The sequence below is a fragment of the Salinicoccus siamensis genome (assembly GCF_055391965.1).
In genome coordinates this window covers 2,002,973-2,019,462 of record NZ_AP043765.1, presented here as the reverse complement: position 1 = coordinate 2,019,462, position 16,490 = coordinate 2,002,973, and the positions used below count along the sequence as shown (strand labels likewise).

The 16,490-nt window shown below is 45.8% G+C and carries 10 protein-coding genes, 6 tRNA genes and 3 rRNA genes; 17 read left to right on the top strand and 2 right to left on the bottom strand.

Translation table 11 applies throughout. The annotated features are described in order from the left end of the window. Positions 1-6: 6 nt before the first annotated feature. Entirely contained in the window at positions 7-1,452 is a 1,446-nt protein-coding gene (locus ACZ5LF_RS10370; protein ID WP_380570215.1) for an alpha-amylase, read from the bottom strand. A gap of 188 nt (positions 1,453-1,640) precedes the next feature. On the opposite strand from ACZ5LF_RS10370, the gene ACZ5LF_RS10365 reads away from it, so the two are divergent. The 13 genes from ACZ5LF_RS10365 (at position 1,641) to rocF (ending at position 11,412) form a co-directional block, all read left to right on the top strand. Next, positions 1,641-2,555 (top strand): mechanosensitive ion channel, encoded by a 915-nt coding sequence (locus ACZ5LF_RS10365; protein ID WP_464759249.1) that lies wholly within the window; start codon positions 1,641-1,643, stop codon positions 2,553-2,555. Between the two features lie 139 nt (positions 2,556-2,694). Beyond that, positions 2,695-3,750 carry an Mrp/NBP35 family ATP-binding protein gene (locus ACZ5LF_RS10360; RefSeq protein ID WP_380570217.1) on the top strand — a complete coding sequence of 352 codons (1,056 nt, stop codon included), beginning with the start codon at positions 2,695-2,697 and terminating at the stop codon, positions 3,748-3,750. A gap of 15 nt (positions 3,751-3,765) precedes the next feature. Next, complete coding sequence (locus tag ACZ5LF_RS10355; protein WP_380570218.1) at positions 3,766-4,536, top strand: KinB-signaling pathway activation protein; 771 nt, start codon at positions 3,766-3,768, stop codon at positions 4,534-4,536. Between the two features lie 423 nt (positions 4,537-4,959). Beyond that, positions 4,960-6,512: ribosomal RNA gene (locus tag ACZ5LF_RS10350) — 16S ribosomal RNA — on the top strand. 263 nt (positions 6,513-6,775) lie between these two features. Beyond that, positions 6,776-9,652: ribosomal RNA gene (locus ACZ5LF_RS10345) — 23S ribosomal RNA — on the top strand. Positions 9,653-9,740: 88 nt separating this feature from the next. Then, positions 9,741-9,855: ribosomal RNA gene (gene rrf, locus ACZ5LF_RS10340) — 5S ribosomal RNA — on the top strand. Together the 16S, 23S and 5S rRNA genes with 6 tRNA genes alongside form the textbook arrangement of a ribosomal RNA operon. Positions 9,856-9,869: 14 nt before the next feature. After that, positions 9,870-9,944, top strand: a tRNA-Asn gene (locus ACZ5LF_RS10335). Positions 9,945-9,973: 29 nt separating this feature from the next. After that, positions 9,974-10,045: transfer RNA gene (locus ACZ5LF_RS10330), tRNA-Glu, on the top strand. A 10-nt stretch (positions 10,046-10,055) separates the two neighbouring features. Beyond that, positions 10,056-10,128, top strand: a tRNA-Val gene (locus ACZ5LF_RS10325). Between the two features lie 4 nt (positions 10,129-10,132). After that, a tRNA-Tyr gene (locus ACZ5LF_RS10320) sits at positions 10,133-10,213 on the top strand. Positions 10,214-10,222: 9 nt separating this feature from the next. Beyond that, positions 10,223-10,297, top strand: a tRNA-Gln gene (locus tag ACZ5LF_RS10315). Position 10,298: 1 nt separating this feature from the next. Continuing rightward, positions 10,299-10,371, top strand: a tRNA-Lys gene (locus ACZ5LF_RS10310). A 129-nt stretch (positions 10,372-10,500) separates the two neighbouring features. Continuing rightward, positions 10,501-11,412 carry an arginase gene (rocF, locus tag ACZ5LF_RS10305; protein ID WP_380569045.1) on the top strand — a complete coding sequence of 304 codons (912 nt, stop codon included), beginning with the start codon at positions 10,501-10,503 and terminating at the stop codon, positions 11,410-11,412. A gap of 90 nt (positions 11,413-11,502) precedes the next feature. On the opposite strand, the gene ACZ5LF_RS10300 is transcribed toward rocF, so the two are convergent. Further along, positions 11,503-11,958: an ArsR/SmtB family transcription factor gene (locus tag ACZ5LF_RS10300; RefSeq protein WP_380569047.1), complete on the bottom strand. Its 456-nt coding sequence runs from the start codon at positions 11,956-11,958 to the stop codon at positions 11,503-11,505. Between the two features lie 162 nt (positions 11,959-12,120). Here ACZ5LF_RS10300 and ACZ5LF_RS10295 point away from each other — a divergent pair, with 162 nt between their 5' ends. Genes ACZ5LF_RS10295 through glmM form a run of 4 tightly spaced genes read left to right on the top strand, consistent with a single transcriptional unit; the run spans position 12,121 to position 16,215 of the window. Then, entirely contained in the window at positions 12,121-13,068 is a 948-nt protein-coding gene (locus ACZ5LF_RS10295) for a helix-turn-helix domain-containing protein (RefSeq protein WP_380569050.1), read from the top strand. 22 nt (positions 13,069-13,090) lie between these two features. Next, complete coding sequence (gene cdaA, locus ACZ5LF_RS10290) at positions 13,091-13,915, top strand: diadenylate cyclase CdaA (protein WP_380569052.1); 825 nt, start codon at positions 13,091-13,093, stop codon at positions 13,913-13,915. Continuing rightward, on the top strand, positions 13,902-14,840 hold the full coding sequence (locus ACZ5LF_RS10285) for a CdaR family protein (protein WP_380569054.1): 939 nt from the start codon (positions 13,902-13,904) through the stop codon (positions 14,838-14,840). Before cdaA ends, ACZ5LF_RS10285 begins: the two co-directional genes overlap by 14 nt. A gap of 25 nt (positions 14,841-14,865) precedes the next feature. After that, positions 14,866-16,215 carry a phosphoglucosamine mutase gene (glmM, locus tag ACZ5LF_RS10280; RefSeq protein WP_380569056.1) on the top strand — a complete coding sequence of 450 codons (1,350 nt, stop codon included), beginning with the start codon at positions 14,866-14,868 and terminating at the stop codon, positions 16,213-16,215. The last annotated feature ends 275 nt before the right edge of the window (positions 16,216-16,490 follow it).

The window sequence follows — 16,490 nt, the reverse complement described above, 5'->3', positions numbered from 1 at the left end:
TATATATTATGCGTCTGGAAGAGCGTATACACTGACGCTCTGACTATCGACGAAGAATTCCCCATTGCCTTCTTCATCGATGGTGACGACATCCTCCCTGTTTTCTGTAACGTCAACCCATTCCTCACCGCTATGCTCGTCGCCCACATACATTTTTTTGACCCCTTCTTCCACACCATTTGAAATGAGGACGGCGCATCCGGAATTTTCGACTTCATCTTCTCCAAAACGCACCCAGCCTATTGTATTGGGGTGGTCGAAGTAATCTTGTTGTTCTCCAAGCGCCTTGTTATGTCTGGCGTATAGAAGAGGATCGATCAATTCTCCCACCCCCTCTTCACCATCCATTCCATAGTAATCTCCGTAGAATACGCAAGGAAATCCATCCTCCCTCAGAAGAATGAGTGCATAGGCGGACTGTTTAAACCAGTCATCAATAAATGACTCAAGAGATTCTCCAGGCTGCGTATCATGATTGTCTACGAAGGTGACGGTGTTCCAAGGATCTTCTTGCACAAGTGTGCCGTCGAATATCTGGGTGAGATCATAGCCTTCATATTCATTTGCAGCTTCAAAAAGATTATAGTGCAATTTGACATCGAAAAGATCTATATCGAATTCCACATCCTTCAAAAATCCTTCTTTTGCTTCTACATCTGGATTCCAGAACTCTCCGAAGAAATATAAGTCGCGATCAGCATGTGCTTCCAGCGCTTCTATAAACTCTGCGATAAATGTACTGTCGATATGCTTGACGGCATCCAACCTGAATCCATCGACGTTCAAAGTATCAGTGAGCCATCTGCCCCAACCGATCATCTCTTCTTTGACATCAGGATGATCGTAATCGATGTCTGAGAACATGAGGTAGTCGAAATTACCATATTCGTCATCAACATTACTGTTCCAATCCTTGTAGTCACCCAAGATACGGAAAATCCCTGTCCGGTCTTCTCGTGCATCATAGTCGACTCCACTGAAATGGTTGAAATTCCAAACGAAGTCACTGTATTTTCCATCTCTTCCGGGAAAGAAGAACCGTGTATACCCTTCTATATCAAAAGGCTCAGAAATATCCTTTTCCCGATCTTCCTGATCCACTTCGATGACTTTGAATGTTTCAGCTTCATCTCCGGCAGCCTTATGGTTCATCACAAGATCGATATAGACCAGTAGATCGGCCTCCTTACATGCTGCTATCGCCGCTTCGAGTTGTTCACGCGTACCATATTTGGTGCGGACGTCTCCTTTCTGATCAAATTCACCAAGGTCGTACACATCATAGACTGCATACCCTGGATCTGTCGTACTATCCGCTTTAGTGGGTGGTGGCAGCCATACGGCATCAAAGCCTTTACCCTTTATTCTTTGGGCGTCATCCTTGAGACGGTTCCAATGTTCGCCGTCATCGGGGAGATGCCATTCGAAATACTGCATGATTGTTAAGTTCATTTATCATCCCGTTCCTCTCTATTGTAATACTCTCTTTATAGCCAATATGAGGATAGTTAACCCCAAATATAATATTTTAGTTTTGAAATGAAATGGAAAAATGTGTTTGGGTGCCATAAAACGAGATAGTAGCTAACCATAATACATTTTAAGGAGGTAATTTTTTGGGTAACGTAGGAGATCAGCTAATGTCGGTATTAGACAAGATCATCGCTTTTATACCTAATTTAATCAGTGCACTTTTACTTTTACTTTTAGCGTGGATTATCGCAGTAGTACTGAAAAATATTATTGTAAAAGGTTTGAAGGCAGTCGGCTTTGATAAATGGCTGCAGAAAAAAGAGTTGAGCAGTCCGGACGAAGCTAAAAAGGAATCCGAAGGGATCATTACTACACTTGGAAAGCTGGCATACTTTCTAGTATTTATCTTGTTCCTGCCGCCAGTTTTCGACGCGTTGAATATGCAGTCGGTATCAGTTCCGATTAAGGAAATGATGACTGCAGTGCTTAATTTCATCCCGAAACTGCTTGTTGCTGCGGTCCTGATAGTATTGGGACTGTACCTGGCTAAGATTCTAGGTAGATTGGTTACAAATCTACTCCAGGGCTTAAATATGAGCAGATTCAATTCATACGTAAACTTTGGCGATAAGACAAAAGAAGGGATCGACATTCCACAAGCTTCCGGTGTAGTCATATCGGTACTAGTAGGTCTGTTCTTCGTCGTACAGGCGTTGACAGTATTGAACCTGGAAGTCTTCAATACGATTGGAACAGCGATTATCGCCTATATCCCGCTTGTTATATCAGCCCTCATTATATTGACTCTAGGATTTGTCGGAGGCAATTTGCTTTCTACTGTAATAACTAAGAGTACAGGAAATGCCTTTATCGGTGAGATTGCGAAGTATCTGATTATAATCGTTGCGGTATTTATGACGCTCGATCAATTGAATTTCGCCCAGAGCATCGTAAATCTAGCATTCCTGATCATCCTAGGCGCTGTAGCTGTTGCTTTCGCAATAAGCTTTGGCATGGGTGGTAAACCGTTCGCTCAAAAACAGCTAGAGAAATTCGAAAATAAAGTAAATGAGAAAGAGTAATATCCATTGACCTACAACTTAATATGAGTAAAGTAACCAAACACTTCAGCCATAAAGTGTTTGGTTTTTTTCATTATAAATAGAATATGTTGTGTTATCATGGATGTATTAACCATAAGGCGTAAAGGAGAATTTTTAAATGCTTACTAGAGAGCAAGTGGAAGAAATCGTCGGTAACATAAATGATCCAATTCTGAATGTACCTATATCTGAAACAGAGGGCATCCAGGAAATAAGCATCAAAGAGGAAAAGAACCATGTAAGTGTAAAAGTGGCAATTGGCCGGCTCGGCGGACAGGAGCAGCTTGATCTGCAGATGAAAATCGTAAATGCAGTCAAAGAAGCAGGCGCAGATACAGTCGGTCTCAGGTTCGATGAACTCGACGAAGAGACAATCGAACGCCATAGAGGTAGAGGCACTTCAGGCAGTGAAGTGGAGAATCGCTTCAAAGATAATGATACAGCGTTCATTTCTATCGCTTCCGGCAAAGGTGGGGTCGGCAAATCGACTGTAGCAGTCAATTTAGCGGTCTCATTGGCGGAGAAAGGCAAAAAAGTCGGACTCATAGATGCGGATATATATGGGTTCAGTGTGCCCGACATGATGGGTATCACCGAAAAACCTGGAATTAAGGATAAAACAATCATTCCTGTTGAAAGATACGGGGTAAAAGTTATTTCCATGGCATTTTTTGTCGAAGAGAACACACCGGTGATCTGGAGAGGCCCTATGCTCGGCAAGATGATCAGCAGCTTCTTTAATGAAGTCGATTGGGGCGACCTTGACTATCTTCTTTTGGACCTTCCTCCTGGTACCGGAGATGTGGCACTTGATGTCCATCAGCTGTTGCCGCACAGTAAGGAAATAATAGTAACCACACCACACCCGACAGCCGCATTCGTGGCTGCCCGGGCAGGTGCCATGGCACAGCATACTGATCACGACATCATTGGTGTCATAGAAAACATGAGTTATTTTGAGAGTGAACTTACAGAAGAGAAGGAGTATGTCTTTGGACAGGGTGGCGGACAGAAGCTTGCTGATGAACTAAGTGTGCCGCTACTTGGCCAGTTGCCTCTCGGCCAGCCTAAGTGGGACAAAGAGGATTTTGCGCCTTCAGTCTACGGGGCGGACCATCGGATAGGAAAGATCTATCGTGAGATTGCAGACAATGTAATCGATGAAAGTAAATAGCCGGGGGATTATAGTATGACATCTAAGTATCTTGTGAGGTTCTATTTCAGGACACTGCTTCTCGGCATGATCATCACAGCTCTGGTGAGTATGGTTACAGAGTATGAGAATGTAACGCGATACCTTTTTGCAGGCCAGTTTGGTGAATTTCTTGCTGGCCTAATCTGGTTTCTTGGATATGGATTGTTGATTGCCACAGTAAGTCAAGTGGCATTCTTCATCTATCTGTTCATCCATCCATTAGGGATGGGGCTTTTCAGGAAGCTATGGCCTTATATACAATTGTTGTTGGTAATCTATGCTGTATTCGACCTTTTCTATGTCAGATTTTACCGCTTTGGCAAAGAAGCGGGTGAGGTAATTGATTATATATGGATTCCAATCATTGTAGTCATTGCCGGCTTTATAGTCGCATGGTGGAAAGACCGCGAAGCGCGCGGTACCCAAGTCTTCATCCCATCACTCTTCTATATGGTATTCATGACTTCGATCGCCCTGATTCCTTTCCTAAACGTAGAGGATACATCTTGGATCTATCGTTCAATCTTTACATTGGTGGCAGTGAATGCTTTCCAACTTATAATGTTACCAAAGTATATTGAAGCGTCAGAGCAGGAAAAACGAGAACGCGGTAGGGTGACAAAGGCAGAACGCAACGAAGAAAAGAGAAAAGCAATGGCACAGAGAGATGAACGCCAAAAACAAAAAGAAGCTGGTCAGGTTAAAGTGAACAACAAGATGAAGTATAAGAATAAGACGAGACAGAATACATCTAATAAGAAATGACAAAGGCGGTGCATAGCACTGCCTTTTCAATTGGTGTAACAATGCACGATAAAAAAGCTGCATACCGTTGACACCCTAAAGGGGACTTGCTATGATATAAAAGTCGCTGAAAACAGATGGCAACTTACCAACAGCAAGCAACTTAAAATAAAAATAAAAAAAGGTTGCAAGCGAAATTGTAAGATGGTATAGTAGAGAAGTCGCTGAAAACAGCAGGCGAACATTTAAAAACTACAAAAGTAATCTTGAAAAAGAGATATTAACGATTGCAAATATGTAGGGCGAATGCTATAATAGTAAAGCAGTCAACGAGAGAACATTGAAAACTGAATGACAATATGTCAACGTTAATTCCAATAAACCGGATGGTTAATCCATCCAACTTGGGCGACAAGTAAAACCGCAACGAGTCAGAGCACTCCAATTATGGAGAGTTTGATCCTGGCTCAGGATGAACGCTGGCGGCGTGCCTAATACATGCAAGTCGAACGCGCAGCCCCGGAGCTTGCTCTGGGGTCTGCGAGTGGCGGACGGGTGAGTAACACGTAGGCAACCTACCCATCAGACTGGGATAACCGCGGGAAACCGTGGCTAATACCGGATGACCCTGATCCCCGCAGGGGGATGAGTTGAAAGGCGGTCTTTGACTGCCACTGATGGATGGGCCTGCGGCGCATTAGCTAGTTGGTGGGGTAAGGGCCCACCAAGGCGACGATGCGTAGCCGACCTGAGAGGGTGATCGGCCACACTGGGACTGAGACACGGCCCAGACTCCTACGGGAGGCAGCAGTAGGGAATCTTCCGCAATGGACGCAAGTCTGACGGAGCAACGCCGCGTGAGTGAAGAAGGGTTTCGGCTCGTAAAACTCTGTTGTCAGGGAAGAACGCCGGTGGGAGTAACTGTCCATCGGGTGACGGTACCTGACCAGAAAGCCACGGCTAACTACGTGCCAGCAGCCGCGGTAATACGTAGGTGGCAAGCGTTATCCGGAATTATTGGGCGTAAAGCGCGCGTAGGCGGTTCGTTAAGTCTGATGTGAAAGCCCCCGGCTCAACCGGGGAGGGTCATTGGAAACTGGCGAACTTGAGTGCAGAAGAGGAGAGTGGAATTCCATGTGTAGCGGTGAAATGCGCAGAGATATGGAGGAACACCAGTGGCGAAGGCGGCTCTCTGGTCTGCAACTGACGCTGATGTGCGAAAGCGTGGGGATCAAACAGGATTAGATACCCTGGTAGTCCACGCCGTAAACGATGAGTGCTAAGTGTTAGGGGGTTTCCGCCCCTTAGTGCTGCAGCAAACGCATTAAGCACTCCGCCTGGGGAGTACGGCCGCAAGGCTGAAACTCAAAGGAATTGACGGGGACCCGCACAAGCGGTGGAGCATGTGGTTTAATTCGAAGCAACGCGAAGAACCTTACCAAATCTTGACATCCTCTGACCGCCATGGAGACATGGCTTCCCTTTTGGGCAGAGTGACAGGTGGTGCATGGTTGTCGTCAGCTCGTGTCGTGAGATGTTGGGTTAAGTCCCGCAACGAGCGCAACCCTTATCATTAGTTGCCAGCATTCAGTTGGGCACTCTAATGAGACTGCCGGTGACAAACCGGAGGAAGGTGGGGATGACGTCAAATCATCATGCCCCTTATGATTTGGGCTACACACGTGCTACAATGGACAGGTTACAAAGGGCAGCTACGCCGCGAGGCCAAGCGAATCCCATAAAACTGTTCTCAGTTCGGATTGGAGTCTGCAACTCGACTCCATGAAGCTGGAATCGCTAGTAATCGTGGATCAGAATGCCACGGTGAATACGTTCCCGGGTCTTGTACACACCGCCCGTCACACCACGGAAGTCGGTAACACCTGAAGCCGGTGGGCCAACCTTTATGGAGGCAGCCGTCGAAGGTGGGACCGATGACTGGGGTGAAGTCGTAACAAGGTAGCCGTATCGGAAGGTGCGGCTGGATCACCTCCTTTCTAAGGAATATAACGGAACGCCCCGTTTTGGGGCGGCGGAATTGACGATTGACATATTGTATTCAGTTTTGAATGGTCTTCATTGACGATTCAACCCCTTGCACATTGAAAACCGTATAGAAGCAATGCGAAAAATGATTTTAACCGAAATCAAGCGTAGAAACCGAGAACTGAAGAGTTCATAAAAACACGCGTTGTGTCGCAAGAAAGCGAAAGTGGACATCCACTGCAGCTGGACTGGGACACACTCACAAATTCATTGCGATTAAGTAATGAAGGGCGCACGGTGGATGCCTTGGCACCAAGAGCCGATGAAGGACGGAACCAACACCGATATGCTTTGGGGAGCTGTAAGTAAGCGTTGAACCAAAGATTTCCGAATGGGGGAACCCCGCACATTAGTGCGACTCTCAGGTGAATACATAGCCTGAGAGAGGTAGACCCGGGGAACTGAAACATCTTAGTACCCGGAGGAAGAGAAAGAAAGATCGATTCCCTGAGTAGCGGCGAGCGAAACGGGAAGAGCCCAAACCAGTCATTGACTGGGGTTGTAGGACACCGAAAAAGCGGCTTCGAGCGAGCAGAAGCGACTGGAAAGTCGCACCATAGGGGGTAACAGTCCCGTATGCGAAGCGAGGAGGCGTGGCGGTGTATCCTGAGTACGGCGGAACACGAGAAATTCCGTCGGAATCCGGGAGGACCATCTCCCAAGGCTAAATACTTCTTGGTGACCGATAGTGAACCAGTACCGTGAGGGAAAGGTGAAAAGCACCCCGGAAGGGGAGTGAAATAGAACCTGAAACCGTGTGCTTACAAGTAGTCAGAGCCCGTTAATGGGTGATGGCGTGCCTTTTGTAGAATGAACCGGCGAGTTGCGATTGCATGCGAGGTTAAGCAGCGAATGTGGAGCCGTAGCGAAAGCGAGTCTGAATAGGGCGTCTAGTATGGGGTTGCAGACCCGAAACCAGGTGATCTACCCATGTCCAGGCTGAAGTCCAGGTAACACTGGATGGAGGGCCGAACCGACTTACGTTGAAAAGTGACCGGATGAGGTGTGGGTAGCGGAGAAATTCCAATCGAACCTGGAGATAGCTGGTTCTCTCCGAAATATATTTAGGTATAGCCTCGTGTTAGCATCGTGGAGGTAGAGCACTGTTTGGACGAGGGGCCCATCCCGGGTTACCGAATTCAGACAAACTCCGAATGCCACCTATGTGATGCACGGGAGTCAGACAGCGGGTGATAAGGTCCGTTGTCGAGAGGGAAACAGCCCAGACCACCAGTTAAGGTCCCAAAATATATGTTGAGTGGAAAAGGATGTGGCGTTGCACAGACAACTAGCATGTTGGCTTAGAAGCAGCCATCATTTAAAGAGTGCGTAATAGCTCACTAGTCAAGTGACGCTGCGCCGAAAATGTACCGGGGCTAAACATATTACCGAAACTGTGGATCAATGATATTGATGGTAGGAGAGCGTTCCGATGGCAGTGAAGCATGATCGTGAGGACATGTGGAGCGATCGGAAGTGAGAATGCCGGTGTGAGTAGCGAAAGACGGGTGAGAATCCCGTCCACCGAACGACTAAGGTTTCCAGAGGAAGGCTCGTCCGCTCTGGGTTAGTCGGGACCTAAGCCGAGGCGAAACTGCGTAGGCGATGGATAACAGGTAGAAATTCCTGTACCGGTGATGTGTGTTTGAGCGATGTGGTGACGCAGGAGGAGAAGCAGAGCGTGCGGAAGGAAGAGCACGTCCAAGCATCGAGTCGTCAGGGTAGGCAAATCCGCCCTGTGTAACGACGAGGTGTGATGGGGAGCCGAAAATAGTAGGCGAAGCTGTGGGTTCACACTGCCAAGAAAACCCGCTAGTGAATACATTACCGCCCGTACCGCAAACCGACACAGGTAGTTGGGAAGAGAATTCTAAGGTGAGCGAGCGAACTCTCGTTAAGGAACTCGGCAAAATGACCCCGTAACTTCGGGAGAAGGGGTGCTCATGAAAATGAGCCGCAGTGAATAGGCCCAAGCGACTGTTTATCAAAAACACAGGTCTCTGCCAAACCGAAAGGTGACGTATAGGGGCTGACGCCTGCCCGGTGCTGGAAGGTTAAGAGGAGCGCTCAGCGTAAGCGAAGGTGCGAATCGAAGCCCCAGTAAACGGCGGCCGTAACTATAACGGTCCTAAGGTAGCGAAATTCCTTGTCAGGTAAGTTCTGACCCGCACGAAAGGCGTAACGATTTGGGCACTGTCTCAACGAGAGGCTCGGTGAAATCATAGTACCTGTGAAGATGCAGGTTACCCGCGACAGGACGGAAAGACCCCGTGGAGCTTTACTGTAGCCTGATATTGAACCTCGACCTCACTTGTACAGGATAGGTGGGAGCTGAAGATACGTGGACGCCAGTCTACGTGGAGGCACTGGTGGGATACCACCCTGGTGATGTTGAGATTCTAACCCGCACCCGTAATCCGGGTGGGAGACAGTGTCAGGTGGACAGTTTGACTGGGGCGGTCGCCTCCTAAAGAGTAACGGAGGCGCTCAAAGGTTCCCTCAGAATGGTTGGAAATCATTCATAGAGTGTAAAGGTATAAGGGAGCTTGACTGCGAGACAGACACGTCGAGCAGGGTCGAAAGACGGACTTAGTGATCCGGTGGTTCCGCATGGAAGGGCCATCGCTCAACGGATAAAAGCTACCCCGGGGATAACAGGCTTATCTCCCCCAAGAGTTCACATCGACGGGGAGGTTTGGCACCTCGATGTCGGCTCATCGCATCCTGGGGCTGTAGTCGGTCCCAAGGGTTGGGCTGTTCGCCCATTAAAGCGGTACGCGAGCTGGGTTCAGAACGTCGTGAGACAGTTCGGTCCCTATCCGTCGTGGGCGTCGGAAATTTGAGAGGCGCTGTCCTTAGTACGAGAGGACCGGGATGGACATACCACTGGTGTACCAGTTGTCGTGCCAACGGCATCGCTGGGTAGCTATGTATGGTCGGGATAAGTGCTGAAAGCATCTAAGCATGAAGCCCCCCTCAAGATGAGATTTCCCCATTAGATCCCTCAGAGATGATGAGGTGGATAGGTTCGGCGTGTAAGTGTGGCGACACATTGAGCGGACGAATACTAATCGATCGATGACTTATTCAAATGAAGAAAACCGTGTATGGTCTTCTACGCAACGCATTGCTTCTATCCGGTTTTGAATGTCCAAGGGGCATTCAAGCATGCCATATTGTCCGGTGGCAATCGCGGAGAGGTTCCACCTGTTCCCATGCCGAACACAGCAGTTAAGCTCTCCAGCGCCGATGGTAGTTGGACTGACGTCCCGTGAGAGTAGGACGCCGCCGGGCAATTTATAGATTGATCCACAGTAGCTCAGTGGTAGAGCTATCGGCTGTTAACCGATCGGTCGTAGGTTCGAATCCTACCTGTGGAGCCATTTTTTTGTTTTAAATAAAAAATTATCCTGGCCCGTTGGTCAAGCGGTTAAGACACCGCCCTTTCACGGCGGTAACACGGGTTCGAGTCCCGTACGGGTCATTTATCTTTAGGAGAATTAGCTCAGCTGGGAGAGCATCTGCCTTACAAGCAGAGGGTCGGCGGTTCGAACCCGTCATTCTCCATTACGGAGGAGTAGCGAAGTGGCTAAACGCGGCGGACTGTAAATCCGCTCCTTCGGGTTCGGCAGTTCGAATCTGCCCTCCTCCATTCTATTATTGGGCTGTCGCCAAGCGGTAAGGCAACGGTTTTTGGTACCGTCATGCACAGGTTCGAATCCTGTCAGCCCAGCCATGAGCCATTAGCTCAGTTGGTAGAGCATCTGACTTTTAATCAGAGGGTCAGAGGTTCGAATCCTCTATGGCTCATCATCAAGACACTTTCTAACGGGAAGTGTCTTTTTTTTATACTTTATGCGAAATATTATTTATATTTGCATAAAAATCCAATGTTGTATATTATATATGTTGTGAGAATTGACTGAAAAGGGGATTGTTATGAGTCAGAATATACATATTATCGGTGCTGCGACAACATTTGGACAACCCAGGTTAGGAGTAGATCTTGGACCAGACGCAATACGATATGCAGGTCTTGATAAAGCGCTTTCTTCGTTAGGTTATACAGTTACTGACGCGGGGGATATACGAAGTAAGTACCGGGTTAATGCTTCCAATCATTCCATTAAGAATGAAACGAATCTATTAAATTATAGGGAAGTGATGGATTTCAGCCTCGAGCTTGCGGCTGAAGTGGACAACACAGTCTCTTCAGGACAGTTCCCTTTGATACTTGGAGGAGATCATTCTTTATCGATTGGTTCTTTAGCGGGCATAAGCAAGCACTATGAAGATTTGGGAGTCATTTGGTACGATGCGCACGGTGACCTCAATGATAGCCGCACATCGCCTTCAGGCAACATCCATGGGATGCCGTTAGGCATATCATGCGGAGTGGGCGACGAGGATTTGGTCAATCTCTACAATCCAGGCATAAAGGTAAAACCTCAAAATGTTGTGCTTATAGGTATGAGGGATCTGGATGAAGGGGAAAAGTTATATATTAAAGAGAATGGTATATTGACATTTACAATGGGCGACATCAGAACAAAAGGTATAGAAAGTGTCATGAAAGAAGCTTTAACCCATTTGGAGGGACGTACAGATGGCATTCACCTATCAGTGGATGTAGATGCCTTGGATCCACTGGAAACACCGGGCACAGGCACTCCAGTAGATGGAGGATTATCGCTCTCTGAGTCACAGCTCGCTATGGAGATACTGAACGATAGTGGGAGGATCACTTCGATGGATCTGGTGGAAGTGAACCCTCTACTTGATGAGAAGAATAAAACAGCTGAAAAAGCCGTGAAGATTGCAGAAAGCCTATTCGGAAAAAAGCAGCTTTAATAAAAAGAAACCTGTAGCCGTTCGAGATGACCTCAAAACGTTCAATTTTTGGGTCACGTCGTTTTCCGGCACAGGTTTTTTTATCTGCCTTCAGTCTTCTCCTATAGGCATGATCTGGACCTTATAATCTTTTGAGTTTTTCGTACTTTTCTTTACTGAATTATCTTTAACGAACTTTTTCAGCTCTTTTTTAAAGGGTTTGAGATCATCTTCCTTGATTCTTAAGTTATAGGACATGCTATCCTTCTTCTTTTCATCTGAACTATATTTTAGAAGATCTATATTAGGAACTACTTTTTTGGCGATGGGCTCATAGAACTTCTGTACAATACTATTCTTCTCTTCTGTCTTCACTACATGGATAATTCCGTTTTTGAGCAGTTCATTCAGATGATAATGGATTTTGGCACGAGGAATTTCAAGTTCGTCAGCAAGCATCTGTCCTGTCTTTGGTTTTTCTCCAAGCATGGTGAGGAGTTGGATGCGAAATGGATCGCTGACACTTTTTAATTGAGCGAGATTATCTATTACAAGCAGTTTTTTCACATTTAACACCCCTTATAATGTATGTTTATAGTATGATTAAGTGAAATTGTTATGTCAACGGAATAAACATTCATTTATTTGACTGATAACACTTGTAACATTTGTTGCATAAAGGGCAATTTGATATGATGGAATTGTTAAGTAAGTGGAGGGGGCACCTTTATGATAGGACAGCGTATCAAGGAAATCCGCAACAATAATAATTTGACTCAAGAAGAATTGGCCGAGGGAATCATCTCCAGAACCTATTTAAGTCTTATTGAAAAAGGCAGTGTCCATCCTTCCACAAACGTTTTGATCAAACTGAGTGAACGGTTGAATTGTTCAGTCAATGATTTCATGCAGGAAGTTTCTCATTTCAGGTATAATGATGTGGAGATACTGCGCGAAATCTCTTATTATGAACAGAAGGTGGATCAGGGCGATTTTTCCTCATTTGAGTACTTCATCGATAAAGAATATCATAGGGTGGATGAGGTCCCAGCACCGGATAATGGCAGGATCCATTTATTATATGCTAAGTATTATAGGCATATCGGGGACAGAAAGAATCTTAATGTACATATCGGTCAGGCTGTAACACTCCTTTCAGCTGTCTCCTTCAATCAAACCTATATTGATGCGATTCTTCTCAAGGTGGAATTAATGGTCGAAGAAAGAAGGGTGGAGGCTGCCCTGGATTTGTTGGAAGATACTTTATTCACAATCCTCCGGTTTTCCGATCAGAATTTCGGAGTGATCCGTATCATGTTTGCCGTGGCGGACTGTTATCAGAGATGCGGAGAGTATCTTACATCATTAAGGATGCTTAAAAGGGTGGAAAAGCAGTCCAGAATGCTTCAGATCCAATACAAACCAAGTGAGTTGGCTCTGATCGAAGGAAAAAATTTTGCGATGATTGGCAATTATGAGCTGCTTCAAAAAAGAGTGGAAAACATGAACATTCCAGAGGCAAAATTATTGATGAGTTATGCCTTTTTTAAAAAAGGGGACATTGAAAGTGCCGCAGCACTTTTTGGTGATATCAAATCTGATATCCGGCCTGTGGGAAATGATGAAGTGCTGGCTTTAATTCATCGGGAATTGGAAAAAGAATTCGACAGTATATGAATGATTAAGTGAGGGACATATTATGCAGATGGACAGTGTTTTAGGAAATTTCACAACAGCTACTATAATTACAAGTATTGTCGATCTGCTGATCGTATGGTATGTCATTTACCTTTTGATGACAGTCATGAAAGGTACAAAAGCAATTCAGCTGATTAAAGGTATATTCTTCATTCTCATCGGCCGGTCGATAAGTAACTATTTTGATCTTACCACGACCACTCAGATGTTCGATACAGTTTTAGAATGGGGTTTCCTGGCAATAATCGTGATCTTCCAGCCTGAATTAAGGCGTGCCCTCGAGCAGCTTGGACGGGGCAGCCTGTTCCGTACAAATGGTAATGGAAGTTCTACATCGGAACACGATAAACTTAGGGAAGCAATGGTGAAATCAGTGCGTTATATGGCCAAACGGCGCATCGGGGCACTGATTGTTTTTGAAAGGGAGACTGGATTGAAGGATTATATAGAAACAGGCATACCCATAAACGGAAACATAAGTTCAGAACTGCTGATCAATATATTCATACCAAACACCCCGCTACACGACGGGGCGATGATCATCCAAGGGAACCAGATAGCTACGGCAGCGAGTTATCTTCCATTATCCGACAGCAACAAAATAGCTAAAAATCTTGGAACGAGACACCGCGCTGCAGTTGGTATCTCGGAAGTGACCGATGCCTTCACGGTAGTTGTGTCAGAAGAGACAGGGAACATATCTGTTTCATACGACAGCAACCTGACTAAAGAAATTACACTCGAAGAGCTAGATGACCTGTTGAAGACACATTGGCATATACTTCCACCTGTGAAGGAAGGAGGCGGTTTATTTGCTAGAAAGTAAATGGGGGCTCAGATTTGTCGCCTTGGCATTGGCACTGTTCATGTTCTTATCGGTCAATAATGTATTTGATGAATTATTGAATGCGGACAGTGATACAGCAGATATGGAAATAATTGAGGATGTCCCAGTAGAAATCCTCTATGAAGAAGAAGATTATTACGTGTCAGGTGCGCCTGAACAAGTCAATGTACAATTATTTGGTAATGCTTCGAACATCAAAAGGCTCCAGACTACGAGGGATCTCGCTGTCTATCTGGATTTGAGGAATCGCGATATCGGAGAATATGAAGAACATTTTACAATAGAAGGTCTGCCAGAAAATGTGACGGCAGAAATAGTCCCAGAAGCGGCGAATGTAGATATACAGGAGCTTGTAACGAAAACGTTTGAAGTACAGGCAGAAATCAGTGACAGTCGCATAGGATCAGATCATGAACTTAAATCAATTACGGTGGAACCTGAAACAATCACTGTCGTGGGTGGAGAAAGTCAGATGAATCGTATACAATATGTACGTGCCACCTTAAGTGACAATTCAAAAATTACTGAAGATCGCGTTGAAGAAGCTGAAGTCAGTGTATTCGATGCCCAATTCAATAAACTGGACGTCAAGTTAGATCCAGGGCGTGTCCGGGTTGAAATCAAGGTTGATGAACGAAGCAAGGAAGTACCGGTAAGCTTTGAGGTGAATGGCCAAGTCAAAAAAGGATATTCATTGAAGAGTGTAGACCTCAATTATGAAACGGTAGAAGTATTCGGTTCAGAAGATGTATTATCAGGAATCGATGAAATGAATGTAGATGTAGATATAGACGGTTTAAGCCAATCTACTTCACAAGATGTGAAAATCGATCTACCGGAAAATGTGGACCGCACAGAACCAGCGGTTCTGCAGGCAAAAATACAGGTTGAGGAAAACAGTTAAATCTTGGGTTAAAAAGGAGAAAGAGATGGGTAAATATTTTGGAACTGATGGAGTCAGAGGTGTTGCAAACACTGAACTCACTCCCGAATTGGCGTTTAAGCTTGGCAGATTTGGCGGCTATATATTAGCGGGAAATGAAAACACCAACCCCACCGTGCTGGTAGGGCGGGACACACGCATTTCAGGGGAAATGCTCGAATCCGCTCTCGTGGCCGGACTTTTATCAATTGGAGCAGAAGTGATGCGACTTGGTGTCATCTCGACTCCAGGCGTCGCTTATCTGACCAAAGAGATGGATGCCGATGCAGGCATCATGATCTCAGCTTCACATAACCCTGTAGGGGATAACGGCATCAAATTCTTCGGGTCCGATGGATTTAAGCTGAGCGACGACCAGGAAGCTGAAATAGAAAAACTTCTGGATACAGATAAGGATACATTACCAAGACCGACAGGTGCTGAACTTGGCAGCAAATCGGATTATTACGAAGGTGGGCAAAAATATATAAGTTATCTGAAGTCCACAGTGGATATCGATCTCGAAGGAATGAAGATTGGCCTGGATGGTGCACATGGTTCGACGTATTCTCTGGCACCTTATCTTTTTGGTGATTTGGAAGCAGATACAGTGACTATCGGCTGTAACCCTGATGGCAAGAATATAAATGCGGGCGTAGGCTCAACCCATCCTGAAAAACTTGCAGAGCTTGTTGTAGAAGAAGGTTGTGATTTCGGGTTCGCTTTCGATGGGGACGGCGATAGGATAATAGCAGTGGATGAAAAGGGCAATATTGTAGATGGTGATAAGATCATGTTCATCCTGGCTCAGCATATGAAATCGGAAGGCATGCTGAAAGATGATATGGTTGTATCGACAGTCATGAGTAATCTAGGTTTCTACAAAGCATTGGAAGCCCATAAGCTCAGAAGTGACAAGACTAAAGTCGGGGATAGATATGTTGTTGAAGAGATGAGAGCAGGAGGATATAGCCTTGGCGGCGAACAATCCGGCCATATCATCATGATGGACTACAATACAACGGGCGACGGACTTTTGACAGGTGCCCACCTCGCAGCGATCATCAAATCCTCCGGCAAGACGCTAGGACAACTTGCAAAACAAGTTGAGACGTACCCTCAGGAATTGGTGAACATCCGGGTTTCCGACAAATATAATGTCGTCAAAAATGAAAAAGTGTCTAAAAAGATTGAAGAAGTTGAGAAGGAAATGAATGGCAATGGTCGTGTCCTTGTCAGGGCTTCAGGTACAGAACCACTTGTACGGGTAATGACTGAAGCGGAAACAGAAGAGCTTTCAAGCGGTTATGCCAATGCTATAGCTGAGGTGGTTCAACAGGAAATGGGACTGGAATAAATCTTAGGCTTCCGGATGAATAATCCGGAAGCTTGTTTTTTCGAGGAGACAATATCTGTTATCCATATTTATATTGCGGCAGTAAAGCATTTCCATTAGAATGAAAGCATTGACAGTAAAGGAGAATAAAGAGAGTTCAAGAAATCGGAATAGCGCCTGGACAGGGTTTCCTGTTGACGAGGAGGACAGTTATCGAAAATCGGCGGATGCTGTCCCGGATACTAAAGTATTCGTGAAGCCAATTGATAAAACTGCCGGGTGACTGGTGGGACAGA

What these genes read in the sequence shown, in the direction of transcription:
- rocF (WP_380569045.1), top strand. Translation starts at nt 10,501, where the DNA reads ATGAGTCAGAATATACATATTATCGGTGCTGCGACAACATTTGGACAA.
- ACZ5LF_RS10295 (WP_380569050.1), top strand. Translation starts at nt 12,121, where the DNA reads ATGATAGGACAGCGTATCAAGGAAATCCGCAACAATAATAATTTGACT.
- ACZ5LF_RS10360 (WP_380570217.1), top strand. Translation starts at nt 2,695, where the DNA reads ATGCTTACTAGAGAGCAAGTGGAAGAAATCGTCGGTAACATAAATGAT.
- glmM (WP_380569056.1), top strand. Translation starts at nt 14,866, where the DNA reads ATGGGTAAATATTTTGGAACTGATGGAGTCAGAGGTGTTGCAAACACT.
- ACZ5LF_RS10355 (WP_380570218.1), top strand. Translation starts at nt 3,766, where the DNA reads ATGACATCTAAGTATCTTGTGAGGTTCTATTTCAGGACACTGCTTCTC.
- ACZ5LF_RS10365 (WP_464759249.1), top strand. Translation starts at nt 1,641, where the DNA reads ATGTCGGTATTAGACAAGATCATCGCTTTTATACCTAATTTAATCAGT.
- cdaA (WP_380569052.1), top strand. Translation starts at nt 13,091, where the DNA reads ATGCAGATGGACAGTGTTTTAGGAAATTTCACAACAGCTACTATAATT.
- ACZ5LF_RS10370 (WP_380570215.1), bottom strand. Translation starts at nt 1,452, where the DNA reads ATGAACTTAACAATCATGCAGTATTTCGAATGGCATCTCCCCGATGAC.